Raw genomic sequence first — 19,311 nt, 5'->3', positions numbered from 1 at the left:
ATTTCTCCTATTCAAACAGTTTTCTATACCATGCTACATCAGGTTTGATAAGATCTGAGTTTCTAAACGGCGACTCTTCTAGCTTTTGCTCGTAAATTTTGGCCGAAACATCACGACCAGTCCTATTGTAAAGATCAGCTATTTGCATATCTAGGAAGTAAAGCGCGAGTTTGAATTTAATAAGCATAGTCTCAATAAGTGGCTTATATTCAGTATTTGGATACATATAAAGAAATTTCTCGATCTCTGTTACGCTATCTTCCATAAGCTTTTGGTTGCGGTTTGGCTGAGTAAATGAGTCAAAATTTGCTTTTATCTTTAGATACTGAGCAAACTCTGTTTTTGGGCCGTTGTCGCCGTATCTTTTGATATATTCATCAAGATAGTGATTTGCCATCAGATACTCTTCATCATTTGCATGAGCTTGAGCAAGAATTAATAAAATTTGCTCTAAAAGTGGGCTTGCCACATGTTCGCTTGCCATTGAAACATAGTGTTTATCGGCCGCTTCAAGATCACCATCTTTTATATCAGCGATAACCTGAGCATACCACTCATCAGGAGTTAGATTGTAAAGTTCGGTATATTTTTCAGCACAACCACTAAAAAGCCCCAAAAGAGCTACAACTGCTAGAATTTTAGAAAATCTTTTCATGCTTTTCCTTAAAAAGTTTAAATCCTCGTATTCTACATTTTTTGCTATTATTTTTGTATAAATTTTTTAAAACTATGATAAAATACGGCAACTTTACAAAATAGGAGTTAGTATGATTTTTAGTGTTAAAAGCCCTATTTTAGGCTTTGAGCATATTAAGACGATGGAGTTAATTGAACTTGATAAATTTTTTGTTAAGCTAGCAAGCAAAGATGATGAGACATCTTTTACAATGATAAATCCTTTTGCATTAAGAAGCTACGAATTCGATATTCCAAGCTATTATGAAGATCTTATGGAGATTAAAGAAAGCTCTCAACTCAGAATTTATAACATTATCGTTGTTGCACTCCCGCTTGAAAAATCAACTGTAAATTTTATAGCTCCTATCGTTTGCAATATGGACAACATGACCTTATCTCAAGTCGTTTTAGACATTGCCAAATATCCTCAGTACGGGCAAGCTGAAATGATAGAAAATTTTATACAAAAATAGTAGCTAAAAGCTTTTAAAAATCTAAGGAGAGATTTTTTATTGTTATTTAGAGGATTTGTTGTGAAAATAGCATACTTACTCTGTTTTATTGTCACATTTGGTTTTTGTGCACCCAGAGCTTGTACGACAGCAGAAGCAGCATCTATTGGTTGTAGTGGAGCAAATTATTCTTGCTTTATAGACGCTGAAGAGTACCAAGACAACTCTTCTAAAAATATCCCACATTGCATAAGAAAATCTAATAGAACCTGGACGATAGACACAAATAGCTTTTCTTCAGGCTTAGCACAAGATCACTATCATATTTACGTTGAGCAATTTTCTCCATGGAATCAACGATCATTAATAGGCATGTGGGATGATCACTCTAAAGGCTTAAGACAAAGATCAATAAATGGCAATCTAAATACCAGAGTAAATGGCGATATAGCTACCATTGGTGCTACTATTATGATCCCGCAATACACTGGATATAATTTTGTTCCAGATCCATCTAATGTAACAAAAACATCATCTACCGCCGATAGAATATTTTTAAATGATGGTGGCTTTACGTCTAGTAATTACACGCTTTGCCAAAAAACATATATTTATAATCCTAGCAAGTATCCTTATTGTAAAAATTCATCCTCTTCCACGTTTGATTTTAGTGAGAAAAATACCTTTATACAAAATAATTTAAAAGGTAAAAATGTGGTCTATGCCAGACTTTACTGGGGTGGCTCTCTTTATCAAAACTGGGCCATTAAAACAAATTTATATACAAATGCTCTAAATTACATAAAAGGATATAGCAGGATTGATTTTAAAGCTCCTGGCAAGAATGTAATTACAATAGATGCTGATCCAAAAGATGTCTTTTGGTTTGGCTCATTTAGTGAGTATAAACCAAAATCAATGACTCTTGAATCATATAATCAAAACGAGTCTAATAGCTACTATGTAAAGGCTGGAATAAACTACCAATATGTAGCAAGCGCTGATGTAACAGATATAGTTAGAGACTCTCTTGGTACTAGTGAGTCAGATAGGACATTTTATGCTGGCAATATCAGATCAACTACGATTCCCTTTAGTGATGAATTTATAGACCCAAATGATGGCATATATAAGGTAAACAACTCTACTAATAGAAAACTAAAAAAAACATACGGCACGCTACTATTCTCACCAGTTCAAGGGCAAAATGGTTACTGGATACAATCCATCGCACCACAATTTGCGGCTTGGAGTTTGGTCATCATTTATGACTTTGATGATAAAACTGCCGCAGCAAACAATATAGAGCCAAAGCTTGTTAGTATATTTGATGGACTAGAAAGACTTGCGGCGGACTGGATGAAGTCAAGCGATCCATTTGGTACTGTAAAGAGCTCAACCATAGATGTAAAATTTGAAAATATCTACACACCAAAAGCAGGAAATATAGATGCTTCGCTTACAATGTTTTCATTTGGTGGCAAGCCAGAAACAAAAGGTGAAGATATCAAGATAAAAAATGGTGGTAGCTATCAGAGTATTACCAGCGGATATAACGCGCAAGGCGATCAGTTTAATTCAACTATGACAAAATTTGGACAACTTATAAATCCAGGTAAAAAATTTCACTCTCAAGCAGACTTAGATATATTTGATATATCGGACAAAATGTCATATGCTCAAAAAGAAGCGGATATAAAATTTACAGTTACAACAATTAAAAGCTCAGGCGGTGCCAATGTTGTAAGCGCTGACCGTATAAATTTAGCTCTAGTTGGCTTTTCTTCTCGTATATACAAACCAGATGTTTGCTATATGGAATATATTTATGCAAAAAAACCTAGCGATAGTACTTTTACAAAGGTGCAAGAAAATACACCAACCGTAGTGCCAGCAAATACTATTTTAAAAACTTTCGTTGAAGCTACAAACAATACTAATGAAGCTGCCCAAGACTTTGCTCTAAAAGCTACAATAGATCCGAGTCAAATTTATAATCCAAACTCAACTTACATTTACGCAGATAAAGCATCACAAGGGCCTAGTGATCTGCTTACTATGTCAGGACAGGTACACTATAACGACAACACAGGCTTGCAGCAACTAAGCGGAAATGACTTAACTTTTTATTTAGGACAAGGTGCGGCTGCAAATAAGGGTGGAGAAATGCTAATTCATCAAGGTAACTACGCTTATGCCATATATGAAACTACCCTTAAGTCTAAATTTGAGCCAAATAGTTACAAAGCCACAGTTGCAAATGCTGATATAAATTTACAGCCCTATGACACATATATAAGAAGATGTAGCAATCAAAATTACAACATTACTTTAGGCGTTAGTGCCAGTCCAAATAATTTCGTCGCAAGCAATAGACAAGACGATGGCTCGGCAACTTTTAAAGCTAAATTTAAAAATAGACTTCTAACTAAAATCGTTTCTACGCCATTTAATGTCTATATCACTAACTATGATACAGATGGCAACAAAAAAGTACCAGATGCTCCAGTAGATGTAAAAGTAGAGTTGGTCGAGTCTTGCAGTGCTCCAACAAATTTATATGAACAAGATATAACATTTAATGGCGTAACTGATATTTTGTTATCAGGCATTAGTATTGATAGAGCCTATAAAAGCGTAAAATTTAGAATTTCTCATCTTGATCCAGTGACAAATACTACAAAGGTTGAATGCGAAAAATTAGATGATTTTGCTATAAGACCAAGTCACTTTAGGCTATGGGATACTGACAAGAATACGATCAATAATAACAATGTTTTAATAGGCGGCAAAGCTTATAATAACATTGCTCTTGCGGCTATGAAACCTCTTGATAGTGGCTTAGCAAATGGTTATATAAATAATATAAGTGGCTCAAATGGAGAGATAAAACTTGTACCAGCATATAGTGCGACTTGCGATCCTAACATTATAGAGAGCGAGAACAAACTAAGCGTAGATTTTAACGATCCAAATAAAGCATTGGGTAAAATTTTCCGTCACACATCAAGTGGACCTGTTGGCTTTTCTTACTCAGATATAGGTGATACATATTTTTATGTATTAGACAAAGACTATACAATAACTGATCAACATACACCATCAAGAGCTGATGATTGTGTAAAAAACTCAATTAGCAACGATCCATCACAAGATACTGCTCAAGAAGGAAGGATCGGATGCAATATAAAGCTAGAAGGTAATAGAGATTATTTATTTAGACCAAAAGATATACAAATAAGCAAGCTAAAGATAACAAAAGATAACGATATAACATACCTTGATAATGAAGGCATACAAAAAGCAAAGCTTGACTTTGAAGTAACTGCTAGGCTGTTTAACGATGATCCTGCAAAACTTTATAATGAAGATTGCTATGCAAAAAATATGAACTTTGATATAAAGCTAGACAGAGTTCCTTTAAATTTTACAGATAACGATGGCAATGCCGGCACATTAGCAAAAGCAAATGAAGAAATTTTATTTTTTGAAATTCCTGGCTCAAATACTAGAAAAGCAATAGATCCAAGTGCTACAAAATCAACATTTTATGTAGAGAAAAACACTTTTGTAAATGGCGTAGGCAAAGGTGAAGTATATTTTAATTTTGAAAGAAAAGTAAATCATGCCAAAAATCCTTTTACTATTTCAAGTAATGATTTTAGTTTTAGTGGCATGTCAGATAGTACCGATACAGTAAAAAAATATGAAAAACCAACAACAGAAACAACAGCAAAATTTTACTTTGGTAGGGTTTATGCACCATTTTATGAAGGGCTTTATAGCGGTTTTTATGCCAAAATTTATTATGGTGCCTACTGCGATGGATGCAATAAAAATATCTATATGAAAGATAATGGCAAACTGTGGCAAGACTTTCCAGCTGCACCATTTTGGGCCACCAATCCAAAACACAATGCAGGAGTACTTAACTATCATGACTTTAGCTTTACAAACACTTACAGCGGTACTGTTTTAAGAAATGATGTAAGTAGCATAAGCAATGGCGAGCAAATAATTTTTATAAGAAACCCTTCAGCGGTTACTGATGTGGCTAAAATGAGAGCACCTAGCTGGCTTCTTTATAGTGAATTTGATGAGAAACCTGAAACAAATAATTTCAATCTAAATTTTCTAGTACCAAATGGCGAATGGGCTGGTAAAGTCCTAAAGAGCAATAATATAGAAGATAAGACAAGCGGTGCAGTTGGAGGTTTTATAGGAGTAAAATCTAATAGTGATAGTAACCTAGATATAAGCGATAAGACAAACAGGAGAATAGAGTGGTAAAAAGAGGTGGCTTTTCATTGATAGAGCTTATCTTGTCAGTGCTTGTAGTAGCCATAGTAAGTGCAAGCTTGCCACTAGCAGTAAGAACTACTTCAAATTTAAGCGAGCAGTCCTTAATGCAAGAAGGACTAATGAATGCTAAAACTTATATGTCATTAATATTAAAAGCACCATTTAGTGATCAAGTCTTAATAGCCGGTAAAAATACCATGCCATCATCTATAACGACTCAAGAGGCTATAATTTTTCCTCTTATTATCTGCGACCAAGGGGCAAATCCAGATTTTTATGAAAAAAGCGGTGTAAAAGGTGAAGGACATAGGATACTTGCATATCCGGTGCAAAATTCATCTGCATGTGCCACAAGGCCTAGTGATTCAAAGCTTCCAGAATCAATCAAAAGCGTAAATTTTAAAGTAAAATCTATCAAAAATTTCAATACTCAAAAATCTATCTCACCAACTGCTAGCACTACTAAACGCGACTTTATCATAGATACAGAGACGACTCCAACCATAACAAATGGAGCTGATAAATTTGTAGTTAGCACTCCTTTAAACGATAACGACGTTTTACAAATAAAGCTAGATACGACTATGAAAACTACAAAAGAGAGCAAAAGCGTACTTTATGGATATGCCTTTAACATAGGTGAAAGCAGCACTTTAAGTGTAAAAGAATGGAAATGAAAAAAACAAAAAAAGCTTTTACATTAATTGAGTTAATAATAGTCATCACCGTGCTTGGTGTCATCTCACTTATGAGCTTTAATACGCTTATGAATTTATATCAAAACTATTTTCAAAGCAAAGTAATAAACGAACTAGAAACACAAAGCGAAATCGCTCTAGAGCAAATTTCAATGCTGCTTAGCCACAGAATCAAACAAAGCGTTATCGCTAGAAAAAAAAATGGAGATTACCTAGCTCTAAATGATAGTGGTGTAAATTTAAGTAGCGACTTTGAAATTTTAGAATTTATCCCAGCTGCTTACGAGTTATTTGATGGTATCAACGAATATAAAGGAGATGATACTAACGGAGATCCCATCTTCGAAGAAGGTATATATAGCGGATATGTAGATCTTGCAAATAGTTCTATTGCAAATGGACTAAAAAGCCCTGGAAGTAAATTTAATGACGCTTTTAGGAACGGTGTAATGGACTTGACCTGCGAAAATGATAGCGATGAAGAAGATGTAAATAGCGGCTATAGGTGTATAAACGCCGATAATGAAAATGGTGGTTTAATAGCGATATTTTCTAGCATACTTTATAGAGTTGGTAGCAGCTTTGGCTATCAAGAAAATTTAGACCAAAGGCACTTAGATATCGCAAAAGTTGGCATACAATCAATCGATACGCTTAAAATTTCAAGTGATTTTAAAAATAAAAAAATTTCAGAACAGTATAAGCTAGCTTACACAGCCATTGCCATAGCGCCAGCTGAGCAAAGTGCCGAGGATGTACAAAACGGCTCTTTTGACCTTAAAATTTACTACAACTATAGGCCATGGCTAAATGAAAGCTTTAAAAAATTTAGCTCAACATCTACAAAGGATATCAAAGCCGAAAGTGCAACACTAACTAAACATGTAACAAGATTTGTCTTTACAGAAAAAAATGGAGTCATCGCGCTAAAACTTTGCCTTAAAGCAGAAAAATCAGAAATAACCATTTGCAAGTCAAAGGCGGTTTATTAATGAGAAAAGGATTTACATTAATAGCGGCGATATTTTTTCTAGTTGTAGCAGCTTCTATCAGTACTCTTGCCCTTTCGATAGCTAGCACATCAGCTAGACAAAGCAGTGAAATTTATCTAAGAGAGCAAGCACAACTCGTTGCTCAAGCAGCCGCAGAGTATGCGATGTTTGAAATTTTTAGAACCGATTTCTCAAATAAATGCCTAGATAAAGTAAATGGAGAATTTAACGATATGTTCGACTTTAAAGTAAAAATAACTTACTTTGGAGATATCGGTATATGCACTCCACCGTCCATCATGCCAGGAACAAACGGAGTCGCAAGTACTGGCAACATGGTCTTTGATGTTTTTGTAACATCAAAAGATAAAAAAACGCCAAATCCTATAAATTTTCACAAACGAACTCTTCAGAAACTTTAAAATTTTATAAAGATTTTAGTTTAATTTGTTTTTAGTTTTAGCGTGTTATAATCATCTTACTTTCTATAAAGGAGATTACGATGAACATAAGCATTGTAGGAAAACAATTTGAGCTAACAGAGCCAATCAAAAACTATATCCAAGACGCTTTTGATACGCTTGGTAAATACAATCTCGACATCATCTCAGCAAGATGTGTTGTAGCAGCCGATGAAAAACAAGGCAAAAAAGGTTTTAATGCAGAATTTTCTCTAAATATGGCCCATAAAGATACGATAGTCGTTCGCCAAAAAGATAAAGATCTTTACGCTGCGATCGATCTTGCCATCGAGAAAGCATCAAAAGTTTTAAGAAGAGAGCATGATAAGAAATTTACTGTTAAAGGCAAGGCTGACGACAAAGAATTTCGCTCAAGAATAGGCGAAGAAAAGATCGAAGGTGTCGAGGAGATCGTGCCTATGGAGCTTGAAATTTATAAACCACTTGAAGTCGAAGAAGCACTTGAGAAACTAAAATCAAGTGATAAACAATTTTACGTATTTAACGACGTTGACGCCAAAATGCGTGTGATCTACAAAAGAACAGACGGAACTTTCGGTCTTTACTAAAATTAGGGGCAGCTTTGCCCCTAAAATTTATTCTAATTCACTATAAAATTTCTTTCTGAGATCCAAGAAACCTTGTTGCAAAAACTACTACGCCAGCAAATGGCTTTAAATTTTCAAAAATAGAATAGATATCCTTGTGTGAAATAGACGTATATACAAGGTGGGCTTTCGTGCGAGCCTCTTTTTAGAAGATCTTGGCGAACTAAACTAGATCACAGGCAAGGCAAAGAATTACATGCCATAAAAAATGTGTGATTTTCTTAAAAATAATTGCAAACATCAAGATGTAGAATTTTATTTTATGGACTGGAAAAGCGTATGGAAATACGACAAATAGCGCAACAGAGCAAACGAGCTAAAAATGCTTGATAGTACTAGAAATTTTTAAAGATAAAAGAGAAACAGTTCTCTTTTTGATTTTTAAAATATCAAATAGCTAAAACAAATACTATCTATTTCTCTAAATTTTCACTAGTTTTTGGTCTAAAGGCCTTATTTATCTTTCTTATCCAAATGATTAGCGAGATAAACAAGATAAAGTAAAATACATAGCTAGCTACCGGCCAACTAGTATCTGTACCACTTTCTTTTAGTGAGATGACATTTCTAAACTCTTGAAGCATAGAAATTCTATATCCATAATATTTTACAGTTACGTTTTTATCGCTATTTGCAAAGCCTTGAGCTTTGGCTTGTACATCAGCTGAGTTAAATTTAAAATAAAACGGAAATCCCCATGCAGTATCTTCATTTCTATAGGCCATGACCTTATTTGAATTATTAGAATCTTTAGTGTAGATAAAATAAACATCTCTGGTAGGACCATCTGCCGGATTTTTAGCGTCGATGATGCCATCTTTGTCCATACGTTTGACATCGCCACCTGTGATTTGCACATTTGCATAGTGTGGAAATGAATAATCAACTACAAGAGCCAAAAAAGAGTGTAAGAGTACGATAAAAATAACGCAAATTCTTTTAAAAAATGTAATCATTTCTTTCCTTTTAAATTTGCGTTATTTTATGAAAAGATAGCTTAATAAAGGGGCAAAATACCCCTTTAGTTTTAAGCTTTTTTATTAAGCATAAATTTTAGAAGTTGTGCAAGGAAGCTAATTCCACCGATTATTAAAATCGTATCGCCAATCATTCTTACCCATCTTAAATTTTGCAAGTGTGATTGTTGTAAAAGCTCAGCGCTTCTTGCATACCACATACCATGCTCTAGACTTGCAAATGCTTGATAAATTCCTATTGGAAGTAGTGAAAGCACGATCATTAGCATAAGGCCTATATTTAAGCCCCAAAAGCCTACTTTCATAAGTTTTTCATCAAATTCTTGACCTTTGAATAGATAAGTAGCTACTAGCCAAACAAATCCAAGTGCCAAAAATCCATAAACACCAAATAGTGCAGCATGTCCGTGAACTGGAGTCGTATTTAGGCCTTGGATATAAAATAGTGAAATTGGAGGATTGATTAAAAATCCAAATACACCAGCACCTAGCATATTCCAGAAAGCAACTGCTATAAAGCAGTAAAGTGGCCATTTTAATGTCTTAGCCCAAGTTTGAGCAAACTGAAGTCTATAGTGCTCATAAGCTTCAGCGCCAAGCAATACAAGAGGAACTACCTCAAGTGCTGAGAAGCTAGCGCCAACTGCCATTATAGGTGTTGTAGTACCCGCAAAATATAAGTGGTGGAAAGTTCCTGGAATTCCGCCTACTAGGAAAAGTGATGCACTTGCAAGCGTTGAAAACGTAGCAAATCTCTTTGAAACAAGACCAAGACTAACAAACACAAAAGCAAGTGAAGCGGTAGCAAAGACTTCAAAAAAGCCTTCAACCCAAAGGTGTACAACCCACCAGCGCCAGTATTCCATCACTGGAAGTGGACTTCTTTGACCGTAAAATAATCCTGCTCCGTAAAATAATCCAACTGCAACAGCTGAAGCTGCAAAGATAGCAAGTAAATTTTTGTCACCTTTATTCTTAAATCCGCCGATAAATCCGCGAAGTAAAAGTAGCATCCAAATGACAAGACCAACAAATAAAATAATTTGCCAAACACGTCCAAGCTCGATATATTCGTATCCTTGGTGTCCAAACCAGAAGCTTAAATTTATAGGCATAATATTTGCGATCGCTAAATACTCACCAGCAAAACTGCCAACCACAAGGATTAGTAATGCGTAAAATAATAAATCTACGCCAAGCTTTTGGAATTTTGGATCTTTACCGCCATTTATAATAGGCGCTAGGAAAAGACCGCCTGCTAAAAATCCTGTCGCAATCCAGAAGATACTAGCCTGAATGTGCCATGTTCTAGCAAGTGAATAAGGAATATAAGCTGATAAATTTATACCGTAAAATTCTTGTCCTTCTACTGTATAGTGAGCTGTAAAACCGCCTATTAAAATTTGGAATGCAAAAAGAGCCAAAGTCACAAAAAGATATTTTTTAAGAGCTTTTTGAGATGGAGTTAGGCTTAATTTACTAAGTGGATCTTCGCTAATAGCTTCCAACTTTTCATCATCTTTTTTGCCATAAAAAGAGCTAAACCAAACAAGAAATCCAATACCAGCAATAAGTATTACAACGCTTGCGATTGACCAAAAGATATTTTCGCTTGTTGGTACATTATCGATTAGTGGCTCGTGTGGCCAGTTGTTTGTGTATGTAGCATCGCTATTAGGTCTATTTGCTGCAGTTGCCCATGCTGACCAGAAGAAAAAGTTATTAAGATCATCTCTATCAGAAGCATTTGGAAGAGTATTTTCTTTCATCGCATAAGCTTCTCTTAAAGATTTAAACTTAGGGTCATTTCCAAAAAGTGATGAATACTCTTGGCTTACTTGTTTCATAGCCTTTAATCTATCGCTGCTAAGTACGATCTTATCGTCTTTTACGCCATTTTCTCGGTACTCTTTTTTAAGTAGAACTTTTAGATTTGCCTTTTGCTCATCATTTAAGTCAGCATATTTTGAGTGATAAATTTCATCTGCTTTTAACTCTAAAAATATAACTAACTCTTTGTGAAGCCAGTCCGCACTCCAATCAGGTGCTTGATATGCGCCGTGTCCCCAAACAGAGCCAACTTGCATACCACCTATGCTTTGCCAGGCCTCTTGACCTTTATAGATGCTCTCTTTGTCGATCACGACATTGCCATTCTCATCTGTAAAATTTACAACTGGTGGCGAGCTTCTATAAACCTCAACGCCATAGTAGCCTAAAATACTAAAGCAAATTACTAGTACTGCAACAAGTGCTAGCCAATACTTTTTGTATTCACGCATTGATTCTCCTTTTTTTAAAAATTTTGAGGTGAAGTTTAGCTCATTTTAAAAAAGCAAATAATGACATATGTCAATAAAAGGAGAGAATTTATCCCATTAGTTTTATAAGAATTTACAATATATGCAAATTCTTCATAATGTATATGCAAAATTTACATAGAATTAATATAAATATTATTAACATACATGTTTATACTTCAAAAATAAAGGAAAAAATATGCAAACAAATTTTATGCATAAAGTAACCAAATTTAGCCTTGTTGCTTCACTATTTATGGCTCTTAGCCTAAACGCAGCTGAGTCTGCTAGAAGCATCACAGATATGAAAGGCGTAAAAGTAAGCGTGCCTGAGAAGGTTGAGAAGATCGCAGCACTGTGGAATGCAAACAACGAGATCATCCTAGCACTTGGCGGTATGGATAAGGTTGTAGCCACAACTGATCTGATCAAAAACAACAAGTGGTTTGAGCACGTCTATCCAAAACTTAAAAATTTACCAGCTGCACTAAATGGCAAAGACCTTCAGATCGAAGAGCTTGTTAAACTTGCACCTGACGTTATCATAGTGTATAACAAAAATTTTCAAGATGAACTTATCAAAAATGGCTTTAGCGCGGTAAATTTGATCTTTAGAGACTATCCGGATATGGAGAAAAGCATCTACGCAACGGCTGAAGTTATAGGCACTGATGACGCTAGAAAAAAAGCTGAAAAACTTGCTAATAAAATCCACGATAACTCTGAGTTTGTAACAGCAAGAACAAAAAGCATCCCTGACGCTAAACGTCCAAAAGTACTTCACTTGCTTGGTGGTGCAAATTTGCTAAAAGTTGATGGTACAAACACCATCCAAAACACTTGGATCAAGCTAGGTGGCGGTGTAAATGCTATCAATACTGAGGGTTCAATGATCGAAATTAGCGCTGAAGAGATCATCAATGCAAATCCTGATATCATCATCGTTGGCGGTAATGACACAGACGCACAGATCAAAAAGATAAAAGAGCACCCTGCATTCTCTGGCTCAAACGCTGTTAAAAACGGCAAAATTTACGGCAACCCAAAAGGTGTATTTAGCTGGGATAGATATGGCGCTGAAAACGTACTTCAAATTTTATGGGCAGCAAAAACTATCCAACCAGATCTATTTAAAGATGTCGATATGAAAGTAAAAACAAAAGAGTTTTATAAAGAGTTTTTAAATCACGATCTTAGTGACAAAGAGTATGGCTATATCTTAAAAGCTCTAAATCCAGACGGTAGCAGCAAGTAAGATTATGAAAAACGCAAATTTTTCATTAGTTGCTATATTTTTAGCCATACTGACGCTTATTTGCGCATTTGTCGCACTTGGCGTTGGTAGGTTTTATATACCTTTTAGCGATGTCTTTAGCGTGCTAGCTCACGGCTTTGGCTTTGGCGAGGGGGCAGCTAGCAACATCACAAATGTGATAGAAAATTTGCGCATACCTCGCATCATCGCAGCTATCTTAGTCGGTGCCGCTCTTAGCGTGAGCGGTGCTGCCTATCAAGGCGTCTTTAAAAACCAGCTAGTAAGCCCAGACCTTTTAGGTGTCTCAGCAGGTGCCTGCGTAGGAGCTGCCACCGCGATCATCTTTGATTTATCGCTATTTTGGGTGCAGGCTTTTGCATTTGGCTTTGGCCTAGCAGCCGTTGCTATCACGCTAGCCATACCAAAGATGATGGGGCGCACGAGCACACTTATGCTAGTTCTTTCTGGTATCATCGTAAGCGGCCTAATGGGCTCAATAATCGGCTTTTTAAAATATGTCGCTGATCCTGAAACAAAGCTACCTGACATCGTATATTGGCAACTTGGTAGCCTTGCAAAGCTTGATAGCGAAAATTTAAAGTACATAGCCCCAGTTATGATCATCTGCGCTATTTTACTAATCGCCATGAGCTGGCGCATAAATTTGCTCTCTCTTGGCGACGAGAGTGCAGCAAGACTTGGTGTAAATGTTGCTTTTGAACGCGCTATCGTCATCATATGCGCTACGCTTCTTACAGCATGCAGCGTCTGCATAAGCGGTATAGTCGCTTGGGTGGGACTTCTCATGCCTCACTTAGCGCGTATGCTAGTTGGCGCAAATAACATAAAAAGCATGCCTGCAAGTATATTTATGGGCGCGATATTTTTGCTTTTTGTTGATACCTTAGCACGCAGCATAAGCGTGAGCGAAGTGCCTCTTGGCGTACTTACCGGCTTTATCGGCACGGTATTTTTCGTCTGGGTCTTGTGGCGAAATAAAAAGGTTGCGTGATGCTTGAAGTTAAAAATTTAAACTTTAGTTACCCAAATGGAGCTGGTAAACTAGAAAATGTAAATTTAAAGATAGGCGCTGGGGAAATTTTAACCATACTTGGGCGAAACGGAGCTGGTAAATCAACCACCCTTGGACTGATAAGCGGCTCACTAAAACCAGTATCTGGAGAAATTTTTCTCGATGGTAAAAACGTAGAGAGTCTAAGTAATAAAGACCGAGCAAAGATAATGGCCTACGTCGCTCAAAGCGAGGTTACCGAGTACGACTACACTGGGCTTGAGTTTATAACAATGGGGCGTGCAGCACATCTTGGTATCTTTGCAAGACCTAGCAAAGAGGACGAAGAAATCGCTAAAATTTACACCAAAAAGCTTGAGATCGAGTATCTTGAAGAGCGCTTTATTACACAGATGAGTGGCGGTCAAAAGCAGATGTGTATGATCGCTCGTGCGATGGCTGCACAGCCAAAGATGATTATATTTGACGAGCCAACGAGCGCTCTAGACTTTGGCAACCAGTATAAATTCCTACGCACCGTCAAGTGGCTAAAAGAGCTTGGCTACTCGGTTGTGCTAACCACTCACAATCCTGACTTTGCTGTGCTTCTTGGCGGATATGTCGCACTTGTAAAAGGTGATGGAAATGTTGAGTTTGGCTCGGTTAGTGAGATTATTAAAAGTGAAAATTTAAGTAAACTTTATGGACTCGATCTAAATGTCAGCTACATCGACAAAGTGCAAAGAGAGTGTTGCCTAACATATCCGCTTTAAATTTATCTGCTTTCAAAAGGATAAATTCTTTTGAAAGCACCTTTTGTACTTTTTTGTTATTTCACGCATACTGCCTTTGGAGTAAAAATGAAAAAGTTAGTTTTGATTTTATTTTTTGCGTTGATAGCAAATGCGGCTGATAAATTTGATTGCTCTAAACGCTACTGCAAAGAGATGAAGAGTTGTGAAGAAGCATATCACTATCTAAGAAACTGTGGACGCAGTGGCTTTGACCGTGATCGTGACGGCATACCATGTGAGAATATATGCAAAGAACGTAGAGTAGAAAAATAATTTTATTAAAATTTACTCCACTAAAAATTTAAAGATAACAAAATCAAATCAAAAATTTAGGTTAAACTAGAATCAACTAGGCGTTATTTTTAGCAAGCGCCGCCACTCTAGCCTTTGCATCCTGTGTGATATCATCCTCGTAGTCATAGAAGTTAAATGTCGCTCCATGCTGGACAAAGCCGTTTAGTATGTCGCCACTTTGTCGGTTTTTAAGATCAAGCTCGGCCACCTTAAAGCCATCATTTGTCGCGCAAAATTCCTTTAGCCTAGCTGGCACCTCTTTTAGCTTGGTAAATAAAAAGCAGTATCCATCGCCGCCGTTTCGCCCCACCCTGCCTCGCAGCTGATGAAGCGTGGCAAGCCCCAGCCTCTCAGCGCCCACGATCACTATCGTATTTAGCCTTGGCAGCGAGATGCCGACTTCAACAACGGTGGTTGAGAGCAAAATTTCGCCCTCTTCTCTAAATCGCCTTAAATTTTCCTCTTTTTCCTTATCCTTGCCGTGTGTGACGAAGACATTTTTGAAATTCTTTAGCCAAAAGCCCTGCGCCTCACTTAGACTTTGGTAGTTTGAGCTCTCGCTGCTCTCAACTAGCGGATAGATGATGGCTGCTTGAAAGCCGCCTTCAAGCTGCTTTTTGATGTGAGCGAGCAGATAGCCAAACTCACTAGCACCTAAAATTTGGCTCATTATATTTTTCTTAAACGGCATCTGCTTTAAAAAGCTAAAATTTACGATCTCAGACTGAATGAGGCTAAGCGTCCTTGGTATGGGCGTAGCTGAAAACTGCACGAAATTTGCTCGCTCGTCCTCGTTTGAGGCGAGCTCTTCTATCTTTTTGCGCTGATTTGAGCCAAAGCGGTGCTGCTCATCGACCATCACAAGCGGCGAATTTGGTAGCTCGTGAAAGAGCAGCGCATGCGTGCCAACGATCAAATTTGCCCCGCTAAAGTCTATCTTTTTCTCTCCGCTTTGAACCAACATCACATTCACAAAAGATGGTAGTAGCCTCTTTGCTTCATTATAAATTTGCTCGCTTAATATGCTTGTTGGCGCCATCAAAATGGCACTTTGAGGATATACGCTAAGCGCGGCTGCTAGGATCACCAGCGTCTTGCCGCTTCCCACGTCCCCCATTATGACGCGCCTTTTTGCCTGCGTGGCAGCAAGGTCGTCTCTGATATCATTTATCGCATTTAGCTGATCATTTGTCGGCGTAAATGGTAGGCTCTTAAGCCAAGAGCTTATATCAAAAAGCTTGATTTTTGGGCTTTTAAAGTAGGTTTTTTTTGCGCTTAGCTTTTTTATGTAGTTAAAAATTTCTACAAATTTTAAAATGTGCGCGCCCTCATTGTCGTTTTTTAGACGGTATAAAATTTGTACACTTTGCTCGTCTAGCCGCTGCAGATCAGCTAGAAATTTAGCCTCTCGCTCGCTTAAGCCCTCGGCTAATAAATTTTGTAAATTTATATATTTTAAAACAAACTTTTTGACCTCATCATCTTTGAGCTCGGTCTTAAATTTAGGCACGATCTGGCCTATTTTTGTGGTGATTTTTGGATTTACGATCTGCCACGAGCCAAAGGCGTAGGAGCAAAGGCCATATATCGCCATCTCTTTGCCAACCTTAAAGGCACCGTAGTGCCAAGACTTTGCGTTAAAAATGATGATCTTTACGCTACTTTGCCACTGCTCACAAAAGGCAAGCGCTGTTAGCATACCAGGGCGCGAGGCGAGCGAAGTGATCTTTACTTTTATGCAGACCTGCCCTTCTCTTGGGCTCTTAGCGATCGTCGTATCCTCAAAGCCCTTTGGTAGCACAAGAGCAAGGTCAAGTAGGCTAAGCACGCCTATTTTTAGAAGTTTTGTCCTATCGCTTGCTTCAAATTTCATTTTTTAAAACGCAAAAACTTAGCTGATTGATCTCTGCGTGGGCTTTTATGAAGCTATTTAGCTCGTTTAGCGAAATAGCTGAAATTTTATCAAGATCCTTTAAAAATCCCCCAAGCTCACCATGCTCATAAAACTCGCTTTGTGCGATATCAAGGCGCTTAAATAGCGTCTCTAGCCTAAGTGGCAACGAACCAAGTAAAAATTTCTTCGCCTGCTCAAGCTCGGCCTTGCTAACGCCTTTTTTACTAAATTTTAAAATTTCGTCTTTTATAACGGCGATAGCCTCATCTTTTTTCTCATTTTTTGTCTGCATGTAGCCGTATAGCTGGCTGTAAGAGAGATTTAGCAAATTTCTAGCGTAGGCGCTATATGCAAGCCCTCTTTTCACGCGGATCTCCTCCATGAGCCTTGAGCCAAAACCGCCCTCACCTAAAATAAATGTCGCCACTGCGGCCTTGTATTTTTCTTCAGATTTTACGTTAAATGGTGCACCAAAGTAGATATATGCCTGCTCGCTTTGCCTTACTATCTCGCTGGTTTCGCACTTGTCACTTGGGCTAAAGCGCTCTAGCTTTCGCACCTTACCAGGTTTTAAAATTTCTAAAACACTAGCAAGCTCTTTTGTTTGCCTCTCGTCGATGTCGCCACCAAGCACGCAAAGCAAATTTGAAAGGTCTAAATGCTCGTTTAAAAATCTCCTCACATCTTCAAGCATGATCGCTTTTACGCTCTTTGTCGTGCCGATACTTGGCAGAGCAAGGACACTTTTTGGGTATAAAAGCTCAAAAAGCCCCTGCCTTGCTAAGTAGTCAAAGTCGTTTTCATTTGCTGCGATCTCACCAAGTGTGACGGTTTTGCACCTATTTAGAATTTCTTCTGTTAAATTTGGAGCGCTTATAAGTTCTTTTAGCTTGCCGCACGCAAAGGCAAAGTGCTCTTTTAGGCAGTTTAGATCGATACAAAATGTCTCAAAGCCGCAGCTTGCGTTTAGGCTAATCGCCCTTACTTCAAGCTCTTTGGCAAATTTAGCTGAGCCTAGCTTCATATCGCCTTCGTTTAGTAAATTTGCACTTAGTCTTGCTAGGCCTGCCTTTTTGCCATTTTGTGAGCTACCAGCTGCTTTAAAAACTAGCTTTAGGCTCACTACTGGCATCGCTTTTGAGCTTTCAAAAACGACTGGAATTTTTACGTTTTTTACATTGATATCTAAAATTTTCATCTAAAATTTCTCCAAAATATCATAGTTTGTGTTGCGCTTAGCTGGAATTTCTCCAACATCTTTTATAAGCTCGATCATCTGATCTTGATTCATCCTAAAGCTCGCCCCTGCCGCCTTTACGACGTTTTCTTCCATCATTGTGCTGCCAAGGTCGTTTGCGCCAAAAAGAAGTGCGAGCTGACCAACGTAGCTGCCCTGTGTGACCCAGCTGCTTTGGATATTTTTAAAGTTATCCAAAAAGAGCCTTGAAACGGCAAGAAGCCTTAGATAGACGTTTGAGCTTTGCTTTTTGATCTCTGGAAATTCTTGCATGAGCTTTGTATTTAGCCCTTGAAAGCTCCAAAGTATAAATGCCCTAAATCCAGCCGTCTCATCTTGTAAATTTCTGATGTGCTCCCAGTGCTCCACGATCTCACGAGTGCTCTCAACCGTACCAAACATCATCGTGGCAGTCGTTTTCATGCCAAGCTCGTGTGCCTCTTTGTGTATGCGAAGCCAGTCTGCAGTGTCACATTTTTTTGGCGCAATGATGTCACGCACCCTATCGCTTAAAATTTCTGCTCCGGCACCTGGCATCGAGTATAGACCCTTTTCGTTTAGGCGTCTTAAGACCTCTTTTGTAGAAATTTTTGAAATTCTTGCGATGTAGTCGATCTCAACTGCCGAAAAGCCATGTATTGTGATGCTTGGATAGTGTTTGCTGATGTAGCTTACAAGCTCCTCGTACCACTCGATTTTTAGCTTTGGATGAACGCCGCCTTGAAATAAAATTTGAGTGCCACCAATGGCGATTAGCTCCTCGATCTTCTTGCCGATCTCTTCAAAACTTAGCACATAAGCGTCTTCCTCTTTTGCGTGGCGGTAAAATGCGCAAAATTTACAATCCACCCAACAAACGTTTGTATAGTTGATGTTGCGATCTACGATGAAGGTCGTAATGCCCTCTGGATGAAGCTCTTTTTTTCTGGCTAGCGCCATCTTGCCAAGCTCGTAAAGCGGTGCATTTTCTATAAGATCGATAGCCTCATTTACACTAAGTCTTTTCAAATTTAACCTTTTATTTTGCTTATTTTTGGGCGAAAGTTTAGCCAAAAATGCTTTTAAATATGATAAATCAGGCGTTATGAAAAATTAATTTTTAAAGGCTAAAATGTGAGAAATTCTTTAAAGGAGCGAGTTATGAAAAAGGTGATATTTGCCGTTATCTGCGGACTATTTTTAGTTGGTTGTGCTAAAAACGAGCCAAAGCCGGCTGAGCCACAAGGAGAAAGTTGCGGATGTGCTCATCATCAAAAAATGATGCAAGAAAATATGCCAGGCTGCCCATATCATGGCATGCAAGGGGCGATGCATGAGCAAATGCCAGCAGGCTGCCCAGCTCACGCAAAATAGTAAA

Annotated in this window: 17 protein-coding genes; 11 read left to right on the top strand and 6 right to left on the bottom strand. The window is 37.8% G+C overall.

All coding sequences use genetic code 11. From position 1 onward, the window contains the following. Window positions 1-7: 7 nt before the first annotated feature. Window positions 8-655 carry an outer membrane protein assembly factor BamD gene (locus FZ940_RS02075; protein ID WP_103648809.1) on the bottom strand — a complete coding sequence of 216 codons (648 nt, stop codon included), beginning with the start codon at window positions 653-655 and terminating at the stop codon, window positions 8-10. 112 nt (window positions 656-767) lie between these two features. Here FZ940_RS02075 and fliW point away from each other — a divergent pair, with 112 nt between their 5' ends. The 6 genes from fliW to hpf all read left to right on the top strand — a co-directional run bounded on the left by fliW (window position 768) and on the right by hpf (window position 8,152). Beyond that, window positions 768-1,151, top strand: coding sequence for a flagellar assembly protein FliW (fliW, locus tag FZ940_RS02070; RefSeq protein WP_054196362.1), 384 nt, complete (start codon window positions 768-770; stop codon window positions 1,149-1,151). A gap of 60 nt (window positions 1,152-1,211) precedes the next feature. Then, entirely contained in the window at window positions 1,212-5,420 is a 4,209-nt protein-coding gene (locus FZ940_RS02065; RefSeq protein ID WP_148821308.1) for a hypothetical protein, read from the top strand. After that, window positions 5,414-6,109 carry a type II secretion system protein gene (locus FZ940_RS02060; RefSeq protein ID WP_103560577.1) on the top strand — a complete coding sequence of 232 codons (696 nt, stop codon included), beginning with the start codon at window positions 5,414-5,416 and terminating at the stop codon, window positions 6,107-6,109. Before FZ940_RS02065 ends, FZ940_RS02060 begins: the two co-directional genes overlap by 7 nt. Next, window positions 6,106-7,122, top strand: coding sequence for a type II secretion system protein (locus FZ940_RS02055; RefSeq protein ID WP_262367582.1), 1,017 nt, complete (start codon window positions 6,106-6,108; stop codon window positions 7,120-7,122). The genes FZ940_RS02060 and FZ940_RS02055 overlap by 4 nt, the downstream gene beginning before the upstream one ends. Beyond that, window positions 7,122-7,544, top strand: a complete 423-nt coding sequence (locus FZ940_RS02050; protein ID WP_148821306.1) for a hypothetical protein — start codon at window positions 7,122-7,124, stop codon at window positions 7,542-7,544. Before FZ940_RS02055 ends, FZ940_RS02050 begins: the two co-directional genes overlap by 1 nt. 80 nt (window positions 7,545-7,624) lie before the next feature. Continuing rightward, window positions 7,625-8,152, top strand: coding sequence for a ribosome hibernation-promoting factor, HPF/YfiA family (gene hpf / locus FZ940_RS02045; RefSeq protein ID WP_021090930.1), 528 nt, complete (start codon window positions 7,625-7,627; stop codon window positions 8,150-8,152). Window positions 8,153-8,604: 452 nt separating this feature from the next. Here hpf and FZ940_RS02040 read toward each other — a convergent pair whose 3' ends face one another. Together FZ940_RS02040 and FZ940_RS02035 are read right to left on the bottom strand one after the other, a co-directional pair. Then, window positions 8,605-9,147, bottom strand: a complete 543-nt coding sequence (locus FZ940_RS02040) for a DUF1523 family protein (protein ID WP_021090645.1) — start codon at window positions 9,145-9,147, stop codon at window positions 8,605-8,607. 71 nt (window positions 9,148-9,218) lie between these two features. Continuing rightward, a complete protein-coding gene (locus FZ940_RS02035) occupies window positions 9,219-11,450 on the bottom strand; it encodes a nitric-oxide reductase large subunit (protein ID WP_021090748.1) in 2,232 nt (743 codons plus the stop codon). A gap of 217 nt (window positions 11,451-11,667) precedes the next feature. Between FZ940_RS02035 and FZ940_RS02030 the strand changes: the two genes are divergently transcribed. From FZ940_RS02030 to FZ940_RS02015, 4 genes are all read left to right on the top strand, one after another. After that, on the top strand, window positions 11,668-12,723 hold the full coding sequence (locus tag FZ940_RS02030; RefSeq protein WP_148821305.1) for an ABC transporter substrate-binding protein: 1,056 nt from the start codon (window positions 11,668-11,670) through the stop codon (window positions 12,721-12,723). A 4-nt stretch (window positions 12,724-12,727) separates the two neighbouring features. Further along, complete coding sequence (locus tag FZ940_RS02025; protein WP_148821304.1) at window positions 12,728-13,735, top strand: FecCD family ABC transporter permease; 1,008 nt, start codon at window positions 12,728-12,730, stop codon at window positions 13,733-13,735. After that, a complete protein-coding gene (locus tag FZ940_RS02020) occupies window positions 13,735-14,508 on the top strand; it encodes an ABC transporter ATP-binding protein (RefSeq protein WP_148821303.1) in 774 nt (257 codons plus the stop codon). Before FZ940_RS02025 ends, FZ940_RS02020 begins: the two co-directional genes overlap by 1 nt. An 87-nt stretch (window positions 14,509-14,595) precedes the next feature. After that, entirely contained in the window at window positions 14,596-14,802 is a 207-nt protein-coding gene (locus FZ940_RS02015) for an excalibur calcium-binding domain-containing protein (protein ID WP_148821302.1), read from the top strand. A 76-nt stretch (window positions 14,803-14,878) separates the two neighbouring features. Here FZ940_RS02015 and recG read toward each other — a convergent pair whose 3' ends face one another. The 3 genes from recG to FZ940_RS02000 are packed head-to-tail and all read right to left on the bottom strand — an operon-like array spanning window position 14,879 to window position 18,962. Continuing rightward, window positions 14,879-16,696: an ATP-dependent DNA helicase RecG gene (recG, locus tag FZ940_RS02010; RefSeq protein WP_148821301.1), complete on the bottom strand. Its 1,818-nt coding sequence runs from the start codon at window positions 16,694-16,696 to the stop codon at window positions 14,879-14,881. Then, window positions 16,686-17,915: a M16 family metallopeptidase gene (locus FZ940_RS02005; RefSeq protein ID WP_148821300.1), complete on the bottom strand. Its 1,230-nt coding sequence runs from the start codon at window positions 17,913-17,915 to the stop codon at window positions 16,686-16,688. Before FZ940_RS02005 ends, recG begins: the two co-directional genes overlap by 11 nt. Further along, window positions 17,916-18,962: a dehypoxanthine futalosine cyclase gene (locus FZ940_RS02000; RefSeq protein ID WP_103611858.1), complete on the bottom strand. Its 1,047-nt coding sequence runs from the start codon at window positions 18,960-18,962 to the stop codon at window positions 17,916-17,918. Window positions 18,963-19,067: 105 nt separating this feature from the next. Between FZ940_RS02000 and FZ940_RS01995 the strand changes: the two genes are divergently transcribed. After that, a complete protein-coding gene (locus FZ940_RS01995) occupies window positions 19,068-19,307 on the top strand; it encodes a hypothetical protein (RefSeq protein WP_262367581.1) in 240 nt (79 codons plus the stop codon). Window positions 19,308-19,311 lie beyond the last annotated feature (4 nt).

Origin of the sequence: Campylobacter concisus, from assembly GCF_902460415.1 — a bacterium.
GTDB lineage: Bacteria > Campylobacterota > Campylobacteria > Campylobacterales > Campylobacteraceae > Campylobacter_A > Campylobacter_A concisus_Y.
Note: the sequence above shows the minus strand (reverse complement) of the source record. Positions and strands in the feature narration are given on the sequence as shown.